Genomic DNA, 19,080 nt, shown 5'->3' on the forward strand with positions numbered 1-19,080 from the left:
TCAGTGCCCGGTGATGATGCTAACGTCCTCTTACAAATTCTGGGCCTGAGCCGCCCCTATCAGCATGACAAGACATCTGTTGCCTGCGGCCAGCCCATCGGCCGCTCGCCCGCTTCTGCCATCGAACGGTTGGCGCCTTTCCATTCTGGGCGCGGCCGCCGCCGTGGCCCTGGGCCTTGCCAGTACCGATGCCAGCGCTTTCGCGCTGGGTCAGTTGAAGGTGCAGTCGGCCCTGGGCGAACCGTTGCGTGCCGAGATCGAGGTGACCGAAATCGCCGCGACCGAAGCGGACGGCCTGAAGATCAACATTGCCACGGCCGAAGCCTTCAAGAACGCGGGTGTTCCGTACAACACAGCCCTGAGCGACGTCAAGGCGACGCTTCAGCGCCGCGCGGGCGGCCAGTACGTGGTGCGCCTGAGCGGCAATCGCCCGCTCAACGACCCGTTCATCGACCTGCTGCTGGAAGCCAACGGCGCGTCGGGTCGCATCGTGCGCGACTACACCGTGCTGCTCGATCCGCCGGCCACGCGCCAGGCGGCAGCGAGCACGCCGGCAACGCCGATTGCCCCGCAGATCAGCACGCCGGTCGAACGCCCTGCCCCTGTGGCACGCACGCCGCGCCGCGAGCGGACACCTGCAGCGGCCGCTCCTTCGGCACCTGTCGCCGCCGCACCAGCGGCAGCAGCTCCTGCACCTGCCCCCGTCGCAGCATCCGCTCCGGCACGTACCGGCGGTGGCAGTGGCGAACAGGTCACGGTGCAGCGCGGCGACACCGCCAGCAAGATCGCTGGCGCCCACAAGCCGGCCGACGTGTCCCTCGACCAGATGCTCGTGGCGCTGTTGCTCGCCAATCCGGATGCGTTCGTTGGCGGCAACGTCAATCGCATGCGGGCTGGCGCGGTCCTCGACCTGCCGAGCGCTGCCGAAGCGTCCGCCGTCACTCCGGCAGAAGCGCGTCGCACGGTCACGGCGCAAAGCCGCGACTTCGGCGCGTACCGCCAGCGTCTGGCTGAAAACGCGCCGACCCAGAACGTGGCCGCCGCGAGCCGCAAGGCCTCGGGCAAGCTGCAAGCCAACGTAGAAGACCGCAATGCGGCGGCCAGCGCTCCCGACAAGCTCACTATTTCCCAAGGCGGCGCATCGACCCGCGCAGCCGACGAAAAGCTCGCGCAGGCACGCCAGGCGCAAGACAGCAGCAACCGCGTGGCGGAGCTGTCGAAAAATATCAACGAGCTGAACAAGCTCAAGGCCGGCACGGGTGCCAGCTCGTCGGCCCCCGCAGCGGCAGCGCCTGCCGCACCGGCTCCGGCTGCGCCGGGCATCCCGGTTCCGACACCGGCAACCAGCGCCACGACGACGCCGGCCGCCGCAAGTCCCGCACCGACGCCTGCCCCCGCACCTGCACCCGCTGCTGCCGCAGTCGCACCAGCGGTGGCGCCAAGCCCGGCCGCCCCGACGCCCGAAGCAACCACGCCAGCAGCCGTTGCTGCGCCTGTCGCAGCCGCCTCAGCCCCCGCGCCGGGTACGGCAGCACCGTCCGCCACCGATGCGGCCGCCCCACCCGTGGCTGCAGCGGCCAGCGCCGCAGTTGCGGCAGCACCGGCACCCGCTCCCAAGCCAGTGGTCAAGGCAGCGCCTCCACCGCCGCCCCCGCCGGAACGCAGCTTCTTCGAAGAACTGCTCGACAACCCGTTGATGCTCGCCGGCGCGGCGCTGATTGCACTGCTGGTCGGCTTCCTGCTCTATCGCGTGCTGGGCCGTCGGCGCGAGGAAATGAGCGAAAGCGTGTTCCTCGAAAGCCGCATCCCCAAGGATTCGTTCTTTGGCGCCAGCGGCGGCGAATCGGTCGACACCAAGCACCGCGGCGACTCCACCGTCTCTTCGCTGTCGTACTCGCCCAGCCAGCTCGACGCGGGCGACGTCGACCCCGTGGCCGAAGCGGACGTCTACCTGGCCTATGGCCGCGACCTGCAAGCCGAGGAAATCCTGCGCGAAGCATTGCGCCTGAACCCGGATCGCACCGCCATCCACCTCAAGCTGCTCGAGATCCACGCCAAGCGCCGTGACGTGCGGGCCTACGAAAGCCTCGCCACCGAAGTGCACAAGCTGACCGGCGGCCTCGGTTCCGACTGGACCCGCGTGGTCGACATGGGCAAGGACCTCGATCCGGGCAATCCGCTGTACGAATCGGGCGCACCGCGCAGCGCGAGCGCAGCCGAAACGGCCGCTTTCGCCGGCGCCCTGGCAGCTGCCGCCAAACCGACGGCACCACCTCCCGCAGCGCCGCCAGTCGCCGCCGCACCGCCCGCGTTCGTCCCCTCGGTGGCACCGCTGGACTTCGACCTCGATCTGAGCCAACCGCCAGCCCCCGCGCCGGCACCTGTCCAGAACCACGCACCGGTCGGTGCAAGCCTGCCGAAGTCGGCCTATGCACCTGCCCCGACGGCTGCACGCCCCACCGCGCCCCTGTCCAACGGCCACGCCGCAACGCCGGTCGATCTCGAAAACGACTTCGACACGGCCCCCGGCGCACTGACGCCCGACACGCGCCCCACCACGCTCAACCTGGGCGATGCGGAGCACAACACCCGCCCGGCCATGCTGCGCAACGCGCTGCCGGCCGACTCGGGCTTCATCGAATTCGACATGAGCGCACTGGCAGGCCTGCCGGCCCGCACCGCTGAAACCGCGGCAAGGCCGGCAGCGGCTGCGCATGCGGACGAAGGCGATGACAGCCCGCACGCCGTCAAGCTGTCGCTCGCACGCGAGCTGCAAGCCATCGGCGACGTCGAAGGCGCCCGCTCGCTGGTCGAGGAAGTCGAAGCCGAAAGCGCTGGCGACCTCAAGTCGCAAGCCCGGCAGCTGCTCGCCGAACTGCGCTGAGCGGTTTGTTTCGTTCCCTGAATTCGTGAGGCTGGCGCTCGGCATCCGGTACAACGGCCAGGCATACGAGGGCTGGCAAAGCCAGCGCTCGGGCCGCACGGTGCAGGACAAGCTGGAAGCCGCCCTCACAAAGTTCGCGGCACAGCCCATCGGTACGCTGTGTGCCGGCCGCACCGATGCCGGCGTGCACGCGCTGATGCAGGTGGTGCACTTCGACACCACCGTCGAGCGCGAACCCTTCTCCTGGATGCGCGGCACCAACCGCTTTCTGCCCGACGACATCGCGGTGCAGTGGGCGCAGCCGGTGCCTGATGCCTTCCATTGCCGCGCCAGTGCCCTGGCGCGCCGCTATCTCTACGTGCTGTCGCAATCGCCGGTGCGGCCCAGCCTCGACACGGGCCGGGTCGGCTGGTCGATGCATCCGCTGGATGGCGACGCGATGCGCGCCGCCGCCGCGCTGCTGGTCGGCAGGCACGACTTCAGCTCGTTCCGTGCCTCGGCCTGCCAGGCGCGCTCGCCGGTCAAGGACCTGCGGCGCATCGAGATCACGCGGGTCGGCGAAGGCGAACGCTGCCGCTGGCATTTCGAATTCGAGGCCGATGCTTTCCTGCATCACATGATCCGCAACCTCATGGGTTGCCTTGTGCGCATCGGCCGGGGCGATGAGCGCCCCGAATGGATTTCCGAAGTGCTGGAAGCACGCAGCCGCAAGGTGGCGGCCCCGACCTTCTCCGCCGACGGCCTGTACTTTCTTGGCCCGTTGTACGACGCGCAGTGGGGTCTGCCGGCCGAAGCCACGCTGCAAGCCGGTGGCGCTCCTTATGATGGCCCGCCATGACAGTCGCTCCTCGCACCCGCATCAAGGTCTGTGGCCTGACGCGTGAGGCCGATGTGGATGCGGCGGTCGAGGCCGGCGCCGATGCCATCGGCTTTGTGCTTTACGCCCAAAGCCCCCGCGCGGTAACGGCCGAGCGGGCCGCCGAATTGGCCTCGCGCCTGCCCCCCTTCATCACGCCCGTGCTGCTGTTCGTGAACGAGGATGCTCCGAAAGTCATAGCATCACTCGCACACGTGAAGGGCGCCATCGCTCAATTCCACGGCGAAGAAACACCAGGGCAATGCGAAGAGGCCACCGGTCCAGGCCGCTTTCGCTACATGCGTGCCGCACGCATTCCGCTGGGGGCTGCCGGAGCGGGCTTCGACCTCGTAAAATACGCGTCCGATTACTCCCGCGCCCAAGCCATCCTGCTCGACGCTCATGTCGAAGGTTATGGCGGAGGCGGCAAGGCATTCGATTGGTCACTTCTTCCACCCGCCGTCGACGCTCACCTCGTCTTGAGTGGTGGGCTCACACCTGCAAACGTGAGCGATGGCATTCGCATCCTGCGGACGCGCTGCAAAACGCTGTCCGTTGATGTGAGCTCGGGCGTCGAAATCGACGGCCCGGGGAACAAGGGCCTGAAGGACGCCGGAAAGATCCGGCAATTCGTCGCAGCCGTCAGAGCGGCAGACGCCTCGTCCTTCTCCAGTTAGCTGCCGCACCCGATCGTCATTCGGGCTGCGGCCCAACGATCGAGAACCATGCAAAGCAATTTCCAGGATTACCAGCAACCCGACGCCACCGGCCACTTCGGCAACTACGGCGGCACCTTCGCGAGCGAAACGCTCACCCACGCGATCAACGAGCTGCGCGACGCGTATGCGAAGTTCAAGGAAGACCCGGCCTTCCTCGCCGAATTCCACTACGAGCTCAAGCACTTCGTGGGCCGGCCCTCGCCGATCTATCACGCCGCGCGCACCAGCCGCGAAATGGGCGGCGCGCAGATCTACCTGAAGCGCGAAGACCTGAACCACACCGGCGCGCACAAGATCAACAACGTGATCGGCCAGGCGATGCTCGCGCGCCGCATGGGCAAGCCCCGCATCATTGCCGAGACTGGCGCCGGCCAGCACGGCGTGGCCACCGCCACCATCTGCGCGCGCTACGGCCTCGAATGCGTGGTCTACATGGGCAGCCAGGACGTGAAGCGCCAGAGCCCCAACGTCTACCGCATGAACCTGCTCGGCGCGACCGTGGTGCCCGTCGAGTCGGGCAGCAAGACGCTGAAGGACGCGCTGAACGAGGCGATGCGCGACTGGGTCACCAACGTGGAAAACACCTTCTACATCATCGGCACCGTGGCCGGCCCGCACCCCTACCCGACGATGGTGCGCGACTTTCAGAGCGTGATCGGCACCGAGTGCATCGAGCAGATGCCTGCCATGCTCGCGGCGGACGGCATCACCGGCGAAGCGGAAGGCAAGCAGCCCGACGTGGTGGTCGCCTGCGTGGGCGGCGGCAGCAATGCGATGGGCATCTTCCACCCCTACATTCCGTTCGCCGGTACCCGGTTGATCGGCGTGGAAGCGGCCGGCGAAGGGCTCGACAGCGGCAAGCACTCGGCCTCGATCCTGCGCGGCAGCCCCGGCGTCTTGCACGGCAACCGCACCTACCTGCTGCAGAACGAAGACGGCCAGATCACCGAGACCCACAGCATCAGCGCCGGCCTCGACTACCCCGGCGTGGGCCCCGAGCACGCGTACCTGGCGGACATCGGCCGCGCCGAATACGTGGGCATCACCGATGCCGAGGCGCTCCACGCCTTTCACTATTTGTGTCGAACGGAGGGCATCATTCCCGCGCTCGAATCCAGCCACGCCGTGGCCCATGCCATGAAGCTCGCGAAGACCATGCGCCCCGACCAGTCGATCCTGGTCAATCTCTCCGGCCGTGGCGACAAGGACATCGGTACCGTCGCCGACCTGTCGGGCGTCGATTTCTACGACCGCCCCTCGATGCGCGGTCTGAGCGTGAAGGGAGGCAAGTGATGAGCCGCATTGCCACCACTTTCGACGCGCTGAAAAAAGACGGCCGCCGGGCCTTGATTCCCTACGTCACCGCAGGCTTCCCCTTTGCCGACATCACGCCCGAGCTGATGCACGGCATGGTCGAGGCCGGCGCCGACGTGATCGAACTCGGCGTGCCCTTCTCCGACCCGATGGCCGACGGCCCGGTGATCCAGAAGGCCGGCGAAGCCGCGCTGGCGCTGGGTATCGGCATGAAGCAGGTGCTCGCCATCGTGGCCGCCTTCCGCCAGAAGGACGCAAGCACGCCCGTGGTGCTGATGGGCTATGCGAACCCGGTCGAGCGGTACGACCTCGTGCATGGCAAGAAGGCCTTCATCCGCGACGCGGCAGCCGCCGGCGTCGACGGCCTGCTGGTGGTCGATTACCCACCCGAAGAATGCGAGGACTTCGCTGCCGACCTGAAGGCAGCGAACATCGACCTGATCTTCCTGCTCGCCCCGACCAGCACCAGCGAGCGCATGGCGCAGGTCGCGCGCATCGCCAGCGGCTACGTCTACTACGTCTCGCTCAAGGGCGTGACCGGCGCGGGCCACCTCGACACCGAAGCCGTTGGCCAGATGATCCCGCGCATTCGCCAGCACGTGAGCATTCCGGTTGGCGTGGGCTTTGGCATCCGCGATGCGCGCACGGCGCAGGCCGTGGGCTCCGCCGCCGATGCGGTCGTGATCGGCACGAAGATCATTCAGCTGATCGAAGACCAGCCGCGCGACAAGGTGGTGCCGGCGGTGAGTGAATTCCTCGCCGGCATCCGCCAGGCGCTGGACGCCCTGCCCGCGGCTACCCCCAAGAATGCGGCTGGCCGATAATCGCGGTTGCCCTCACCTCAAGCCCCTTCGCTGCTTGCGGCGAAGGGGAGCTAATCATCACGAAGGATCGCCCTTCGAGAGAACCCAGGATTGCCTATGAGCTGGCTTGAAAAACTGCTACCCGCCAAGATCGCACAAACCGACCCCAGCGAGCGCCGCCAGGTGCCCGAGGGCCTGTGGATCAAATGCCCTGCTTGCGAGACGGTGCTCTACAAGACCGACCTCGAGCACAACCAGAACGTCTGCCCGAGCTGCGGCCATCACCACCGCATCGGCGCACGCGCGCGGCTCGACGCCTTCCTCGATGCCGAGGGACGCTACGAAATCGGCCAGGAAGTGCTGCCGGTCGATGCCCTCAAGTTCAAGGACAGCCGCAAGTACCCCGAGCGGCTCAAGGAAGCGCTCGAGAACACAGGCGAGACCGATGCGCTGGTCGTGCTGGGTGGCTCGGTCCACAGCATCAGCGTGGTCGTAGCCTGTTTCGAGTTCGAGTTCATGGGCGGCAGCATGGGCAGCGTGGTTGGCGAGCGCTTCGTGCGCGGCGTCGAAACCGCCATCGAGCAGAAGGTGCCCTTCATCTGCTTCACCGCCACCGGCGGCGCACGCATGCAGGAAGGCCTGCTCTCGCTGATGCAGATGGCCAAGACCAACGCCGCGCTCACGCGCCTCGCGAAGAAGGGCCTGCCCTACATCAGCGTGCTGACCGACCCGACCATGGGCGGCGTGTCTGCTGGTTTCGCCTTCGTGGGCGACGTGGTGATTGCCGAGCCCAAGGCGCTGATCGGCTTCGCCGGCCCGCGCGTGATCGAATCGACCGTGCGCGTGACCCTGCCCGAAGGCTTCCAGCGCGCCGAATTCCTGCAGACCAAGGGCGCGATCGACTTCATCAGCGACCGCCGCGAACTGCGCAAGACGATCGCCAGCACGCTGGCGATGCTGCTGCGTCAGCCGGCCGACGCGGTCAGCTGAGCCGGGCGCGACGACAAGTCAACGCAAAACAACGAGGGCCCGAGTGCATCGCACCCGGGCCCCTTTTGCTTGTCTTGTGTCGACTCGACTCAGAAAGCCAGTTGGTAGGCAAACACCAGCAAGTTGTTCAGCACGATCGCCAGCACCTGCAGCACGACGATCGCAGCCAGCGGCGAAAGGTCAATGCCGCCGATCAACGGAATGAAACGGCGAAACGGCCGTACCAGCGGTTCGGCCAGGCGCGAGATCAGGTCGAGCAGCATCGGCGATGCACCCGGCACCCACGACAGCACTGCATAGACCACCAGCAGTGCCGTCAGACCCGAGACCGCGAGCTGAAGCAGGCCCACCAGCGACACCAGTGGCAAGGTCGCGATGCGCCCCAGGTTGCCGATCAGCAGCCACAGCAGCAAGAACTTCACGAGCACCAGCAGCCAGGCCGCGATCAGGCTCGCCAGGTCCCAACGCTTGACCGACGGCACGATGCGGCGCAGCGGCAGCACGATCCAGTCGGTGATCGCGAACACGAAGCGCCCGAGCGGATTGCCGAACGGCACACGGTGGTACTGCATGTAAAGGCGCAGCAGGCATGCGCCGCCGAGCAGGCCGACGATCACGTCGAGAAGGAACGAGGGAATCTGATAGAGCATGAGGGCGCAGCCGTGAGCGGAATGCGATGATAGCCACGCAAGGTTCTTCGATGACGACACAACCCCTTTTGCATTCACTGCCATTGTTCCCGCTCGGTACGGTCCTGTTTCCGGGCGGGCTGCTGCCGCTGCGCATCTTCGAGGTCCGCTACCTCGACATGATCGGCAAATGCCGCAAGGCCAACGCCCCCTTCGGCGTGGTCAGCCTCACCAGCGGCAGCGAGGTCCGCAAGGCCGGCGCCGACGCGGAGAGCTTCGCCGCCATCGGCACGCTCGCCACGATCCGCGAGTTCGACTCGCCCCAGAGCGGCCTGCTTCAGATCGAATGCGTCGGCACACAGCGCTTTCGTGTTCGCGATGTCGAGTTGCAGAAGCACGGACTGTGGGTCGCCGAAGTCGAGGCCGTACTCGATGACGTTGCGCTGGAGATTCCTGACGATCTGCAGCATACGGCCAGCGCGCTGCGGCGCCTGGTCGACACCCTCGAAGAGCGGCGCGCTGAACAAGGCGAGTCGGTGCGGCTGCCAATCGGCGCGCCCTACCGGTTCAACGATTGCGGTTGGGTCGCCAATCGATGGTGCGAGCTGGTGCCGATGCAGCTTGAACTACGGCAAAGGCTGATGGAGCTCGACAGTCCGCTGATGCGCCTCGAGTTGGTCAGCGATCTGCTGGCACGGACGGGGATTTCGGGCTGATCTGCAATGCCGGCAGCAGGCAGCAGCGCGTTAAGCTCAAGACTCCAGTGCACGATGCACCGCCCGACGAACCGTGATCACAACATCCGCCATGCCAGGCCCCGACTATTTCTTTTGCATCGCGCATGAACCGCCTTGGTTCGACCTGCCGGACCACGTTGAAGTCGTTGCCACGGGCAAATACCAGGCCAATGGTCGCCTGAATATCCGCGACTCACGGCGCACCATCGGCACGGGCGGCCTGAACGGCGACAACTTCTACCCTTACCTCACCGGAACCGCGGGCTCGCTGTATATCAGCGAGTTGCTCCAGGAGCGCCCGACAGAGGGACGCTCGGTCTGCGTTTTCCAGTACCGCAAACTCATTTCGTCGACCCCCATCGGTACGCCGGCAGTCAACTATCCATTCATGCGGATGCTGGGCATGCCCTTCGGCAAGGATCAGTTGGCCGAAATTCTCGCGAGCTACGCGACGAACTTGCTGGTGCCCCACCCGTTCATCATGAGCGAAGGGATGCTCGCCCAATACGCCACCTACCATCGCGTCGAAGACTTTCTCTTGCTGACGCGCCTCGCTATCGAACATCAGGTGCTGCTCGCGTCCGAAATCACGACATTCTTCGACACACGGCTCTTCGTTCCGGGTGGGATCGAATTCGGTATCTTTCCCTGCAATCTCTATATAGGCCTCCTGGAGCGGCTGCGCCCGATCGTCGATGAATTTCTGACCCGGCACGCCCCAATTGAGCCGCACCATGGCTACCAACGGCGCGCGCTTTCCTTCTTTGTCGAGCGCCTCAGCAGCTACCTGCTGCTCAAGGAACTCGGGTGGCCCGTCTCGGGCGTCAATCCGGACGGCAGCATCTGTGAGGTGCCCGCGCAAAACATCGGCTACATGTGCACGCTGAGCGGGGACGGCGAATACCGCGTCTTCGGCTATCCCGGTTAGGCGCGCGAAGCCGAAGATGCAGATACCCCCGACAGGACTGCCGATGCGCGACTTTTCGCTCCTTCTTTCATAGCACTTTGCGCAGAGTCGGCGGGCGCTGGGGCTCGGGTCGATCCATATACCTTGGTCTAAAATAGCCGGCCGCGCACGCTTTCCTTCTCTACCCTGCGCGCCCCATCCGCTCCCCCATGTCTGATCACCTGACCCCTTCCATCCCTGCGCCCGTTGCAGCCCCCGCCGCCGACGACAACAAGCTCATCGCCGAACGCCGCGAAAAGCTCAAGCTGCTGCGCACCGCGCAGGCCGAGGGCAAAGGCGTTGCATTCCCCAACGACTTCAAGCCGGCTCACCGTGCCGCTGCGCTGACCGAAGCGCACGGCGCCACCGAAGCCGAAGCCCTCGAAGCGCAAGCCGTGGCCGTGACCGTGGCCGGGCGGATGATGCTCAAGCGCGTGATGGGCAAGGCCAGCTTCGCGACATTGCAAGACGCCACCAGCCGCATCCAGCTCTACGTCACGCGCGATGCGGTCGGCGAGGAAGCCTATGCCGAATTCAAGCGTTGGGACCTGGGCGACATCCTCGGTGCCGAAGGCACGCTGATGAAGACCAAGACCGGCGAGCTGTCGGTCAAGGTCACGAAGCTGCGCCTGCTCACCAAGAGCCTGCGTCCCCTGCCCGGTGACTTCTACGGCATGGCCGACCAGGAGCAGAAGTACCGCCAGCGCTATGTCGATCTGATCACCGACGAGTCGGCCCGCACGCGCTTCACCGCACGCAGCAAGGCCGTGAGCGCGCTGCGCGAGTTCATGGTGGCCAACGACTTCCTCGAAGTCGAGACGCCGATGCTGCACCCCATTCCAGGCGGTGCCAACGCCAAGCCGTTCAAGACGCATCACAACGCGCTCGACCAGGAGATGTTCCTGCGCATCGCGCCCGAGCTGTACCTCAAGCGCCTAATCGTCGGCGGCTTCGAGCGCGTGTTCGAGATCAACCGGAGCTACCGCAACGAGGGCATCTCGGTGCGGCACAACCCCGAGTTCACGATGATGGAGTTCTACGCGGCCTACTGGAACTACCGCGACCTGATGGACTTCACCGAGACGCTGATCCGCACCATCGCCGACAAGGCCGTGGGCACGCAGCAGCTCAGCTACCAGGGCAAGCCGGTCGACCTGACGCAGCCCTTCGAGCGCCTGACGATCCGCGAAGCGATCCTGAAGTACACCGAGGCCGGTGCCGGGGTGGACGACACGACCTGGCTCATCAACGCCCTGCGCAAGCTCGGCCTGAGCGAAGAAAAAGACAAGCTCTCGCAGCGCAGCCTGGCCAGCCTGCAGGTGATGTACTTCGAAGAGACCGTCGAAGAGAAGCTCTGGCAGCCGACCTTCATCATGGAGCACCCGACCGAGATCTCGCCGCTGGCGCGCGCCAACGACGAACGCCCCGAGGTCACCGAGCGCTTCGAGCTCTACATCACGGGCCGCGAATTCGGCAACGGCTTCAGCGAGCTGAACGACGCCGAAGACCAGGCCGCGCGCTTCAACGCGCAGGTGGCCGCCAAGGACAGTGGCGACGACGAGGCCATGTACTACGACCACGACTTCGTGCGCGCGCTCGAATACGGCATGCCCCCCACCGGCGGCTGCGGCATCGGCATCGACCGACTGATGATGCTGTTGACAGATTCGCCGAGCATTCGCGACGTGATCCTGTTCCCGGCGCTGCGCAGGGAGCTTTGACTGCGCGGGCTCCGCGCCCATCTGCCCTTTGCCCTTGTTCGATACCCGCTCCCAGCGACACGGCATGACCACACATTCATCTGAGACTGTCTTCTCGAACATCTTCACGTCGAATGCCTGGGGCTCGATGGAGAGCGTCTCCGGCGCGGGGTCCGAGCTCACGAACACGGCGCAGGTGATTCGGGAGCTTCCGCACCTGCTGCGCGAACTGCAGGTGCGCACGTTTCTGGACGTGCCATGCGGTGACTTCAACTGGATGCAGCACGTCGACCTGACAGGTATCGACTATCACGGGGCCGACATCGTCGACGCGCTGGTGGAGCGGAACACCGACCGCTTCGCGCGACCCGGGCGCCGCTTCAGCAAGCTGAACCTGCTGAGCGACGAGTTGCCGACGGTCGACCTCATCCTTTGCCGCGATTGCCTGTTCCATTTCTCTCATGCCGACACGTTCCGTGCCTTACATGCCGTGGTGGCGAGCCGGTCGAAGTGGCTGCTGACCACCACCTTCACCTACCGCTCGCTACCGCGCAATCACGACATCCAGACGGGTGGCTGGACACCGATCAACCTGGAGATGGCGCCATTCAACCTGCCGTCGCCTCGACGTCTGATCGTCGAAGGCAATGTCACCGAGTCCGTCATTTACTCGTCGGACAGCGGATCGCAGAAGTTTCCGCAGAGTGATCGCTGCCTCGGCCTGTGGCTGGTGGACGACGTGCGCGAAATGCTGCTCAGGCAAGGCCGCTGAGCAACCCGGCCCGGGCGTCGCTCCTGCCTCAGCGAATCCGCTGGGACATGGCATCCATGTCCGCCATGTAGACCGAGCGATAAGGCTCGCCAAGGCTCATGAAGTGGACCAGCAGGCTGTCGCTGGTGGCCAGGCTCGGTGGCGTATTGAGGCTCAGGCAGTCGAGGATGTTGTTCTCGCTGGCCAAGCCCTCCTCGCTGATCACTTCGTTCGTATGGAACTGGTCGCCCTGGCTGCTGTACACGCTCGATTTGTCTTCGACCCCCGTGATGCGCGCCCAGATGCGCGCGAGCAGTTCTGCATTGCGCGCGGTGTTCCTGAACCCCATGACGCCGGAGTTGAAGAGCCACCCGCCAACGTCCTTGGCGAAGAGAAGGTCGCGCCCCTCGAGCAGTGGCTCGAAGCGTTTTGCCTGGTTCACGAAAAGGATGTCGGCATCGACCCAGACCACCCACTGGTGCTGCGCCAGATGCCGTGCAAGGAGCCAGGCCTTGACCCACGCGCCATTGATCCCCGGATCCAGTTCGCCCGGAATGCCCCTGTACACGTGATAGCCGTACCCGTGGCGCTCGCAGTAGCGGCGCACGTTGTGCTCGGAAACGCGCGCGTAGGTGCTGATGTGGTGCGTGTAGAGCGTCACGAAGGCGATTTGCGCATGGCCGTTGACACTCGACATGGCCTCCTCCGAAAGCGCCGGGTATGCCGGCTGCTGCAACATCGGCCGCCCCTCCATCAGCGCCGCGTTCACCTGCCGCACCAGCAGGCGCTGCAGGTTGAGGTCATGGAGCATGTCGTCGTGCACCTGCCCGTCCTGTTCCAGCTTCGGCAGGGAAGCGAGGCTCACGACGAAGACGGGCGCATTGAACCATTCGGAGATGCGCCAGCTCACGTTGACATGGCGATCAGCCACGAAGGCGTTGAATCCGAGCATGCCAGCGGGCCGAAACAGCGCCGCTTCGTCGAGCCGCGACGTCAAACCCCTTTGCCGGTCCGCTTCGCTGAGTCCCGACACCGAGCGGGCCACTGCCGCGCCCGCCGCCACCAGCATCTGGCTCAGCAGGGTGCGGTTGGCCTGGGTGTTGCGCAAGATCATCATGTTCGTGAGCGCCAGGCCGCTGGGGCCATCCACCACGAGCAAATCTCGCCCCTCCATCAACGGCTCCACGGCCACAGGACGGAAAACCACGGAGTCTCCGTCGAGGAACAGCAGCCAATCGCCTTCCGCCAGCGTACGCAGGTGGCGCAGGATCTCCGAGTACTTGACCCCGTTGCGCAGGGCTGCGTCCCCGACATGCGAGGACTCGACCCATTGGTGCGGGTAGCCGTAGAGCCGGCAATAGTGCGCATGGTTGCGCAAGACCTGCTCGTCGACCCGCTCGAAAAACGTCATGCACAACGGCATCGGAAACTCCCGCTATATCCACGAACCGGGGCCGCAGTCTATCTCGCACCGCGCCGACCTTTACACTCGACGCCCCCGCTTCGGATGCAGTCGCCGCGCCGGACAGGCTCCATCGCCCCCCACCAGAACATGAAAGGCCGCGCACTTAGTCAGGCGCGCAACGCATTGATTGCATGAAGCAACGCCCCATCTCGACACTCGGCATTGACTTCGGAACCTCGAATTCAGCCATCGCCTGCGCCCCCAACGGCGAAGCCGCCCGGCTGCTGCCGGTCGAAGGCGGCGCCACCACCCTGCCCACCGCGATCTTCTTCAACGCCGAAGACCGCACGACCCATTTCGGCCGCGAGGCCATCGCCCAGTACCTGTCAGGCACCGAAGGGCGTCTGATGCGCTCGCTCAAGAGCCTGCTCGGCAGCGCGCTGATGCAGGAAAAAACGGCGATCTACGACGGGCTCGTGAGCTTCGAGGACATCATCGCGCGCTTCCTGCGCGAGCTGGCCGTGCGGGCCAGCCGCGAGCTTGGCCAGATTCCCGAGCGTGTCGTGATCGGGCGCCCTGTGCACTTCGTGGACGACGATCCGAAGCGCGACGAGCGCGCCGAAGAAAGCCTGCGGCACGCGGCCCGCGCGGCCGGTTTTCGCGATATCGCGTTCGAGCTCGAACCGATCGCCGCGGCCTTCGACTACGAGCAGCGCGTCACCAAGGAATCGATCGTGCTGATCGTCGACATCGGCGGCGGCACCTCCGACTTCACCGTCGTGCGCGTCGGGCCCGACCGCGCCACGCGCGATGACCGCAGCGACGACGTGCTGGCCACCAGCGGTGTGCACATCGGCGGCACCGACTTCGACCAGCGCCTGAACCTCGAGCGCGTCATGCCGCAATTCGGCTTCCGCCACACCGGCCCGCAGGGGCGCGAGGTGCCGAGCAAGGTGTTCTTCGAGCTGTCGTCCTGGCACCTGATCAACTGGCTCTACGCCCCCAAGGCGGTTCGGCAGGCCAAGGAATTGCGCACGAGCTACAGCAACACCCGCCTGCACGACCGGCTGATGAACGTGCTCGAAGAGCGGCACGGCCACCGCATCGCCAGCGCCGTCGAGGCCGCCAAGATCGATGCCTCGGTGCGAGACGCGGAGACCGAGATCGACCTTTCCTGCGCCGAAACAGGGCTGATGGCCTCGCTCTCGCCAGAGGACATGGCGCAGCAGCTCGCGACGCCACTGGAGAACGTGATCGCCTGCGCCCACGCCTGCGTCAAGCGGGCCGGACTGCGCAGCAACGACCTCGATGCGATCTACCTCACCGGTGGCTCTTCGGCGTTGCGGCCGTTCCAGCATGCGCTGCGCAAGAGTTTTGCCGGCGTCACCCTGGTCGAAGGCGACCTGTTCGGCGGCGTGGCGACCGGCCTGGCCTGCGTCACGCGGCCGGGGCGCGCGGCATGAAGTACCTGGCGGGCTATCCGGCACCCCTGCTGGACCAGGTCCGCCAGCTGATGGCCGAGAACAAGCTCGGGGCGCTCCTGGCCCAGCGCTACCCCGAGGGCTCGCATGGCGTCCAGACTGACCGGGCGCTCTACGACTACGTGAGTGGACTCAAGAGCGAGTTCATGCGCAAGGCCGAGCCGCTGTCCAAGGTGATGTACGACAGCAAGCTGCATGTGATCCGCAATGCGCTGGGTACGCACACCACGGTCTCGCGCGTGCAGGGCGGCAAGCTCAAGGCCAAGCGCGAGATCCGGGTAGCCAGCCTGTTCAAGGAGGTGCCGCTCGATTGGCTGCGCATGATTGTTGTGCATGAGTTGGCACACATGAAGGAACGGGATCACGACAAGGCGTTTTACGCACTGTGCATGCACATAGAGCCGGGCTATCATCGATTCGAGTTCGACCTTCGGCTGTACCTTGAGCACCTGAACATGGGTGGAAAGCGCCTCTGGTCCGGCACGGCGGAGACACCCGTGCCGGGCGGCGACTAGCCCTCTTCCTTTACGCCAGTCACCCCACATGCCCGCGCCGTTACCCCCATGACGACGACGCTACCTCGCCTCAACTTCACATCGCTGTCTCCGCCGGAGATTTGCGGCGACATCGTCGAAGCCTTCAGGCTGGCGGCCGAACGCCTCGGCTATCCGACCCGTTTCGTCCAGAGCCACATCGAGCCGGGCGAGATCAACATCCTGTTTTTCTTCTGGGATGTGCCATGGGAGCACATCGAACAGCACCATCCCGACTGCATCATCGTCAACTTCGAGCCGATGGTGCAAGGCACCCATGCTTGGAACGAACGCTACCTCGACGTCCTCAAGCATTGCTACCTCTGGGAATACAGCAAGTCGAATTTCCAGCGGCACCAGCAGCTGGAATACAGGAACGCGGACTACGTCGCGCTCGGATGGGAGCCTGGCGCGGCAGAGATCCTTCCTCTGAGCGACATCCTGCCCGACGAGCAACAGGACATCGACATCGTCTTCTTCGGCTCGCTGACGCGCCGGCGCATCGACATTCTCGAAGGCCTGATGGCGCGTGGCCTGCGGGTCGAGGTCAACCGCGGGCGCTCGTGGTCGCTGGAAGAGCGCAACGGCTTCATGCGTCGCGCGAAGATCGTGCTCAACCTCCACAACTGGGAAGAGTCGCGCATCGTCGAAGTGCCGCGCCTGTCGATCCTGCTGCGCCATCGCAAGGCGGTGGTCTGCGAGCTCTATCCTGACAGCGAGATCGAGGCCTCGGCGCGCGATGCGGTGGTCGGCGCCCCGTACGAAAAGCTCATCGAGACGGTCGAGCAACTGCTCGCCGATGCACCCCGGCGCGCGATGCTCGAGCGCGAAGGCCTGGACCTGTTCAGCCGTGCATTTGCCCCGCCATTGGTGGGGCCTGCCATCCAACGCTTCCTGAGCTGGCGCGCGCAGCAGCCCGACCGGTTCGTGGCAACGCACATGCCGCGCGTGACGGTCTGCCTCACGGCCGGCGACTCGCTCGATACGCTGTCGCAAAGCCTCCACGCATGGGCCGCGCAGCGCGATGTGACACTGCACGTGGTGCTCGTCGCACAGGCAGGGGCGCCCGGCCTTGGCGCGCTGCTCTCCCAGGCGGGCATCGCCAATGCACAGCTGATTTCGCTGCCGGTCGCATGCGATCGCGCCACCGCCCGCAATCTTGCATTGGCGCAGGCGCAAGGCGACTACGTCGTCTTTTCCGATGCCGGCGACATTCCTGCACCCGAGCGTCTGCAACGCCAAGCCGCGCTGCTCGAGACCTGCCCCGACATTGATATCGTGGGCTGCTGGTGCGAAACGCACGAAGGGTCGTTGAAGTTCGCCGAGCGGCACCAGGACATCCTCGTGGAATACCTCGGTCCGCGCCCGTTGCTGCTGTCGGCCTGCATGGTGCGGCGCGGCTTCCTGGAACGCAGCGGCGTGCGTCACGACCCGGGCTTCACCACGCACGACGACCTGCACATGCTGTGCAAGAGCGTGGCCGCAGGCGCGCACTTTGCCGTGATCCCTCAGTTGCTGCACCGGCCCGCTACATCGCCCGCGCCCACCGATGCGGCCAGGGCCACCGCGCAGGCCTTGCAAGCGCGCGCACTGGTGCTGGCGTATCTGCTGCCGAAGTCCAGCGGCGACGATGTGCGGGAGATCGCAGAGCTCTATGCGCTGTATTGGCCGTCGACACTGGACTTTGCACAGCGCCTGCTGCACACCCTGGCACGCGCCTGCTTCAAGCCGGCCGCGGCACCGGAGCAGCAGCGGGTCGAACATGAAACGCTGACGCGCGCGCTGCGGCACGAAACCTTGCGGCTGCTGCAGATCTTCTTCAACGCCGGCCTTGCCGACAAGGCATGGCTGGAAAGCCAGTTCGCGTCTCCCGAGATCGCGCAATTCCTGGCCCCGGCGGCCAACCAGTTGCCGGTGCGGATCTTCAGGTTAGTGCCCGATCTTGCGGCAGGTGACACGCCCCCATCGACGGGCAGCTAGCTATCGCAAGCGCTGGGAGGCAGCGTCCATCGACGCCATGTACGCCGACCGGTACGGTTCGTCCAGATTGATGAAGTGCACCAGCAGCGTTTCATCCGAGGCCAGGTGCGGTGGCGTGTTGATGCTCAGGTTGTCGACGATGGTCCGGTCATCGATCAGCCCCTCTTCGGACAGCACCTGGTTCGTGTAGTACTGGTCGCCCTGGCTGCTGTAGACCGCCGACTTGTCATTCACCTCGCCGATGCGCTGCCAGATGCGCGCGAGCAGCTCGGCGTTGCGCGCCGTGTTCAGGAAGCCCATCACGCCCGAATTGAAGGACCAGCCGCCCACGTCCTTCGCCAGCAGCAGCTCGCGCCCTTCGAGCATGTCGTCGATGCGGCGGCCCTGGTTAAAGAAGATGACGTCGGCGTCGACCCAGATCACCCACTTGTGATGCGCAATGTGCTGCTGCAGCAGCCAGCTGCGGACCCACGACCCGCCGATGCCAGGGTCGATCGCCTCGGGCACCGCGCGGTACACGTGATAGGCATAGCCGTGCCTGTCGCAGTAGCGCTTCACGTTGTGTTCGGAAACCCGCGCGTAACTGGCGACGTGGTGCGTGTAGAGCGTGACGAAGGCGATGTCCGCGCCAGTGTTGTAGCTCGACACCGCATCGTCCGACAGCGCCGGATAGGCGGCCGGCTGCAGCATGGGCTGGCTGTGGATCAGCGCGTTGTTGACCTGCCCCACCAGGAAGTCCTGCAGGTTGATGTCGTGCAGCAGCGCTTCGCGCCATTCGCCTTCGGGTGCGGCAAGGGACAGCGGCGCCAGGTTGACGACGAAGATGCGCGCCAGAAACCACTGCGGAATGCGCCACGAGACATTGACATAGATGTCGCCGACCACGGCGTTGCACCCCAGCATGCCGATCGGACGCAGCCGTGCCGCTTCATCGGTCGAACGGTTCACCAGCGCAATGACATGCCCCGCATCGCCCATCAACTCGTGCAGCGCGGCACGGTTCGCGGCGGTGTTGCGCAGCACCATCATGTTGGTCATCGCGGGGCCGGGCCTGTCGCCGCTGGGTGGCCCTTCCACGACCAGCGAATCCCGCCCTTGCATCAGGGTGTCGATGGCGACGGGATGGAACACCACCGAATCGCCATCGAGGAACAGGAGCCAGTCGTTCTCGGGCAGTGCGCGCAGGTGCCGCAGGATGTGGCTGTACCGGGCACTGTCACGCAATGCCGGATGGCGGATGCGGTCCGCCTCGATCCACTGATGCGGGTAGCCGAACAGGCGACAGTAGTGCGCATGATTGCGCAGCGTGGCCTCGTCCTTGCGTGGAAAAAAACTGAGGCACAGGGGCATGC

General features: G+C 65.6%; 16 protein-coding genes. 13 read left to right on the top strand and 3 right to left on the bottom strand.

Translation table 11 applies throughout. From position 1 onward, the window contains the following. Positions 1 to 64 precede the first annotated feature (64 nt). From ACGLHS_RS28045 to accD, 6 genes are all read left to right on the top strand, one after another. A complete protein-coding gene (locus ACGLHS_RS28045; protein ID WP_394485132.1) occupies positions 65 to 2,884 on the top strand; it encodes a FimV/HubP family polar landmark protein in 2,820 nt (939 codons plus the stop codon). Between the two features lie 25 nt (positions 2,885 to 2,909). After that, positions 2,910 to 3,722 (top strand): tRNA pseudouridine(38-40) synthase TruA, encoded by an 813-nt coding sequence (gene truA, locus ACGLHS_RS28050; protein WP_394485133.1) that lies wholly within the window; start codon positions 2,910 to 2,912, stop codon positions 3,720 to 3,722. Continuing rightward, positions 3,719 to 4,417, top strand: a complete 699-nt coding sequence (locus ACGLHS_RS28055) for a phosphoribosylanthranilate isomerase (RefSeq protein WP_394485134.1) — start codon at positions 3,719 to 3,721, stop codon at positions 4,415 to 4,417. Before truA ends, ACGLHS_RS28055 begins: the two co-directional genes overlap by 4 nt. A 48-nt stretch (positions 4,418 to 4,465) precedes the next feature. Then, positions 4,466 to 5,752, top strand: a complete 1,287-nt coding sequence (gene trpB / locus ACGLHS_RS28060) for a tryptophan synthase subunit beta (protein WP_394485135.1) — start codon at positions 4,466 to 4,468, stop codon at positions 5,750 to 5,752. Further along, the gene (gene trpA / locus ACGLHS_RS28065) at positions 5,752 to 6,597 is read left to right on the top strand and encodes a tryptophan synthase subunit alpha (RefSeq protein WP_394485136.1); all 846 of its coding nucleotides are present in this window, start codon (positions 5,752 to 5,754) and stop codon (positions 6,595 to 6,597) included. Before trpB ends, trpA begins: the two co-directional genes overlap by 1 nt. Positions 6,598 to 6,693: 96 nt before the next feature. Continuing rightward, on the top strand, positions 6,694 to 7,566 hold the full coding sequence (gene accD, locus ACGLHS_RS28070) for an acetyl-CoA carboxylase, carboxyltransferase subunit beta (RefSeq protein WP_093236592.1): 873 nt from the start codon (positions 6,694 to 6,696) through the stop codon (positions 7,564 to 7,566). A gap of 89 nt (positions 7,567 to 7,655) precedes the next feature. Here the strand turns inward: accD and ACGLHS_RS28075 are convergent, their stop codons facing one another. Further along, positions 7,656 to 8,216 (bottom strand): YggT family protein, encoded by a 561-nt coding sequence (locus ACGLHS_RS28075; protein ID WP_093236591.1) that lies wholly within the window; start codon positions 8,214 to 8,216, stop codon positions 7,656 to 7,658. 50 nt (positions 8,217 to 8,266) lie between these two features. Between ACGLHS_RS28075 and ACGLHS_RS28080 the strand changes: the two genes are divergently transcribed. The 4 genes from ACGLHS_RS28080 to ACGLHS_RS28095 all read left to right on the top strand — a co-directional run bounded on the left by ACGLHS_RS28080 (position 8,267) and on the right by ACGLHS_RS28095 (position 12,350). Continuing rightward, positions 8,267 to 8,911: an LON peptidase substrate-binding domain-containing protein gene (locus ACGLHS_RS28080; protein WP_394485137.1), complete on the top strand. Its 645-nt coding sequence runs from the start codon at positions 8,267 to 8,269 to the stop codon at positions 8,909 to 8,911. 91 nt (positions 8,912 to 9,002) lie between these two features. Further along, entirely contained in the window at positions 9,003 to 9,860 is an 858-nt protein-coding gene (locus ACGLHS_RS28085) for a hypothetical protein (protein WP_394485138.1), read from the top strand. Between the two features lie 188 nt (positions 9,861 to 10,048). Next, positions 10,049 to 11,599 carry a lysine--tRNA ligase gene (gene lysS, locus ACGLHS_RS28090; RefSeq protein ID WP_394485139.1) on the top strand — a complete coding sequence of 517 codons (1,551 nt, stop codon included), beginning with the start codon at positions 10,049 to 10,051 and terminating at the stop codon, positions 11,597 to 11,599. Positions 11,600 to 11,663: 64 nt separating this feature from the next. After that, positions 11,664 to 12,350, top strand: coding sequence for a class I SAM-dependent methyltransferase (locus ACGLHS_RS28095; protein ID WP_394485140.1), 687 nt, complete (start codon positions 11,664 to 11,666; stop codon positions 12,348 to 12,350). Between the two features lie 28 nt (positions 12,351 to 12,378). On the opposite strand, the gene ACGLHS_RS28100 is transcribed toward ACGLHS_RS28095, so the two are convergent. After that, a complete protein-coding gene (locus ACGLHS_RS28100) occupies positions 12,379 to 13,740 on the bottom strand; it encodes a galactosyl transferase GMA12/MNN10 family protein (RefSeq protein WP_394485141.1) in 1,362 nt (453 codons plus the stop codon). 185 nt (positions 13,741 to 13,925) lie between these two features. On the opposite strand from ACGLHS_RS28100, the gene ACGLHS_RS28105 reads away from it, so the two are divergent. The 3 genes from ACGLHS_RS28105 to ACGLHS_RS28115 are packed head-to-tail and all read left to right on the top strand — an operon-like array spanning position 13,926 to position 17,728. Next, on the top strand, positions 13,926 to 15,197 hold the full coding sequence (locus ACGLHS_RS28105) for an Hsp70 family protein (protein ID WP_394485142.1): 1,272 nt from the start codon (positions 13,926 to 13,928) through the stop codon (positions 15,195 to 15,197). After that, a complete protein-coding gene (locus ACGLHS_RS28110; protein ID WP_394485143.1) occupies positions 15,194 to 15,730 on the top strand; it encodes a YgjP-like metallopeptidase domain-containing protein in 537 nt (178 codons plus the stop codon). The genes ACGLHS_RS28105 and ACGLHS_RS28110 overlap by 4 nt, the downstream gene beginning before the upstream one ends. A gap of 48 nt (positions 15,731 to 15,778) precedes the next feature. Continuing rightward, positions 15,779 to 17,728: a glycosyltransferase gene (locus ACGLHS_RS28115; RefSeq protein WP_394485144.1), complete on the top strand. Its 1,950-nt coding sequence runs from the start codon at positions 15,779 to 15,781 to the stop codon at positions 17,726 to 17,728. Here ACGLHS_RS28115 and ACGLHS_RS28120 read toward each other — a convergent pair whose 3' ends face one another. Beyond that, positions 17,729 to 19,078: a galactosyl transferase GMA12/MNN10 family protein gene (locus tag ACGLHS_RS28120; protein ID WP_093236578.1), complete on the bottom strand. Its 1,350-nt coding sequence runs from the start codon at positions 19,076 to 19,078 to the stop codon at positions 17,729 to 17,731. Between the last annotated feature and the right edge of the window lie 2 nt (positions 19,079 to 19,080).

Source organism: Variovorax sp. VaC1 (assembly GCF_043658315.1).
Lineage (GTDB): Bacteria > Pseudomonadota > Gammaproteobacteria > Burkholderiales > Burkholderiaceae_C > Variovorax.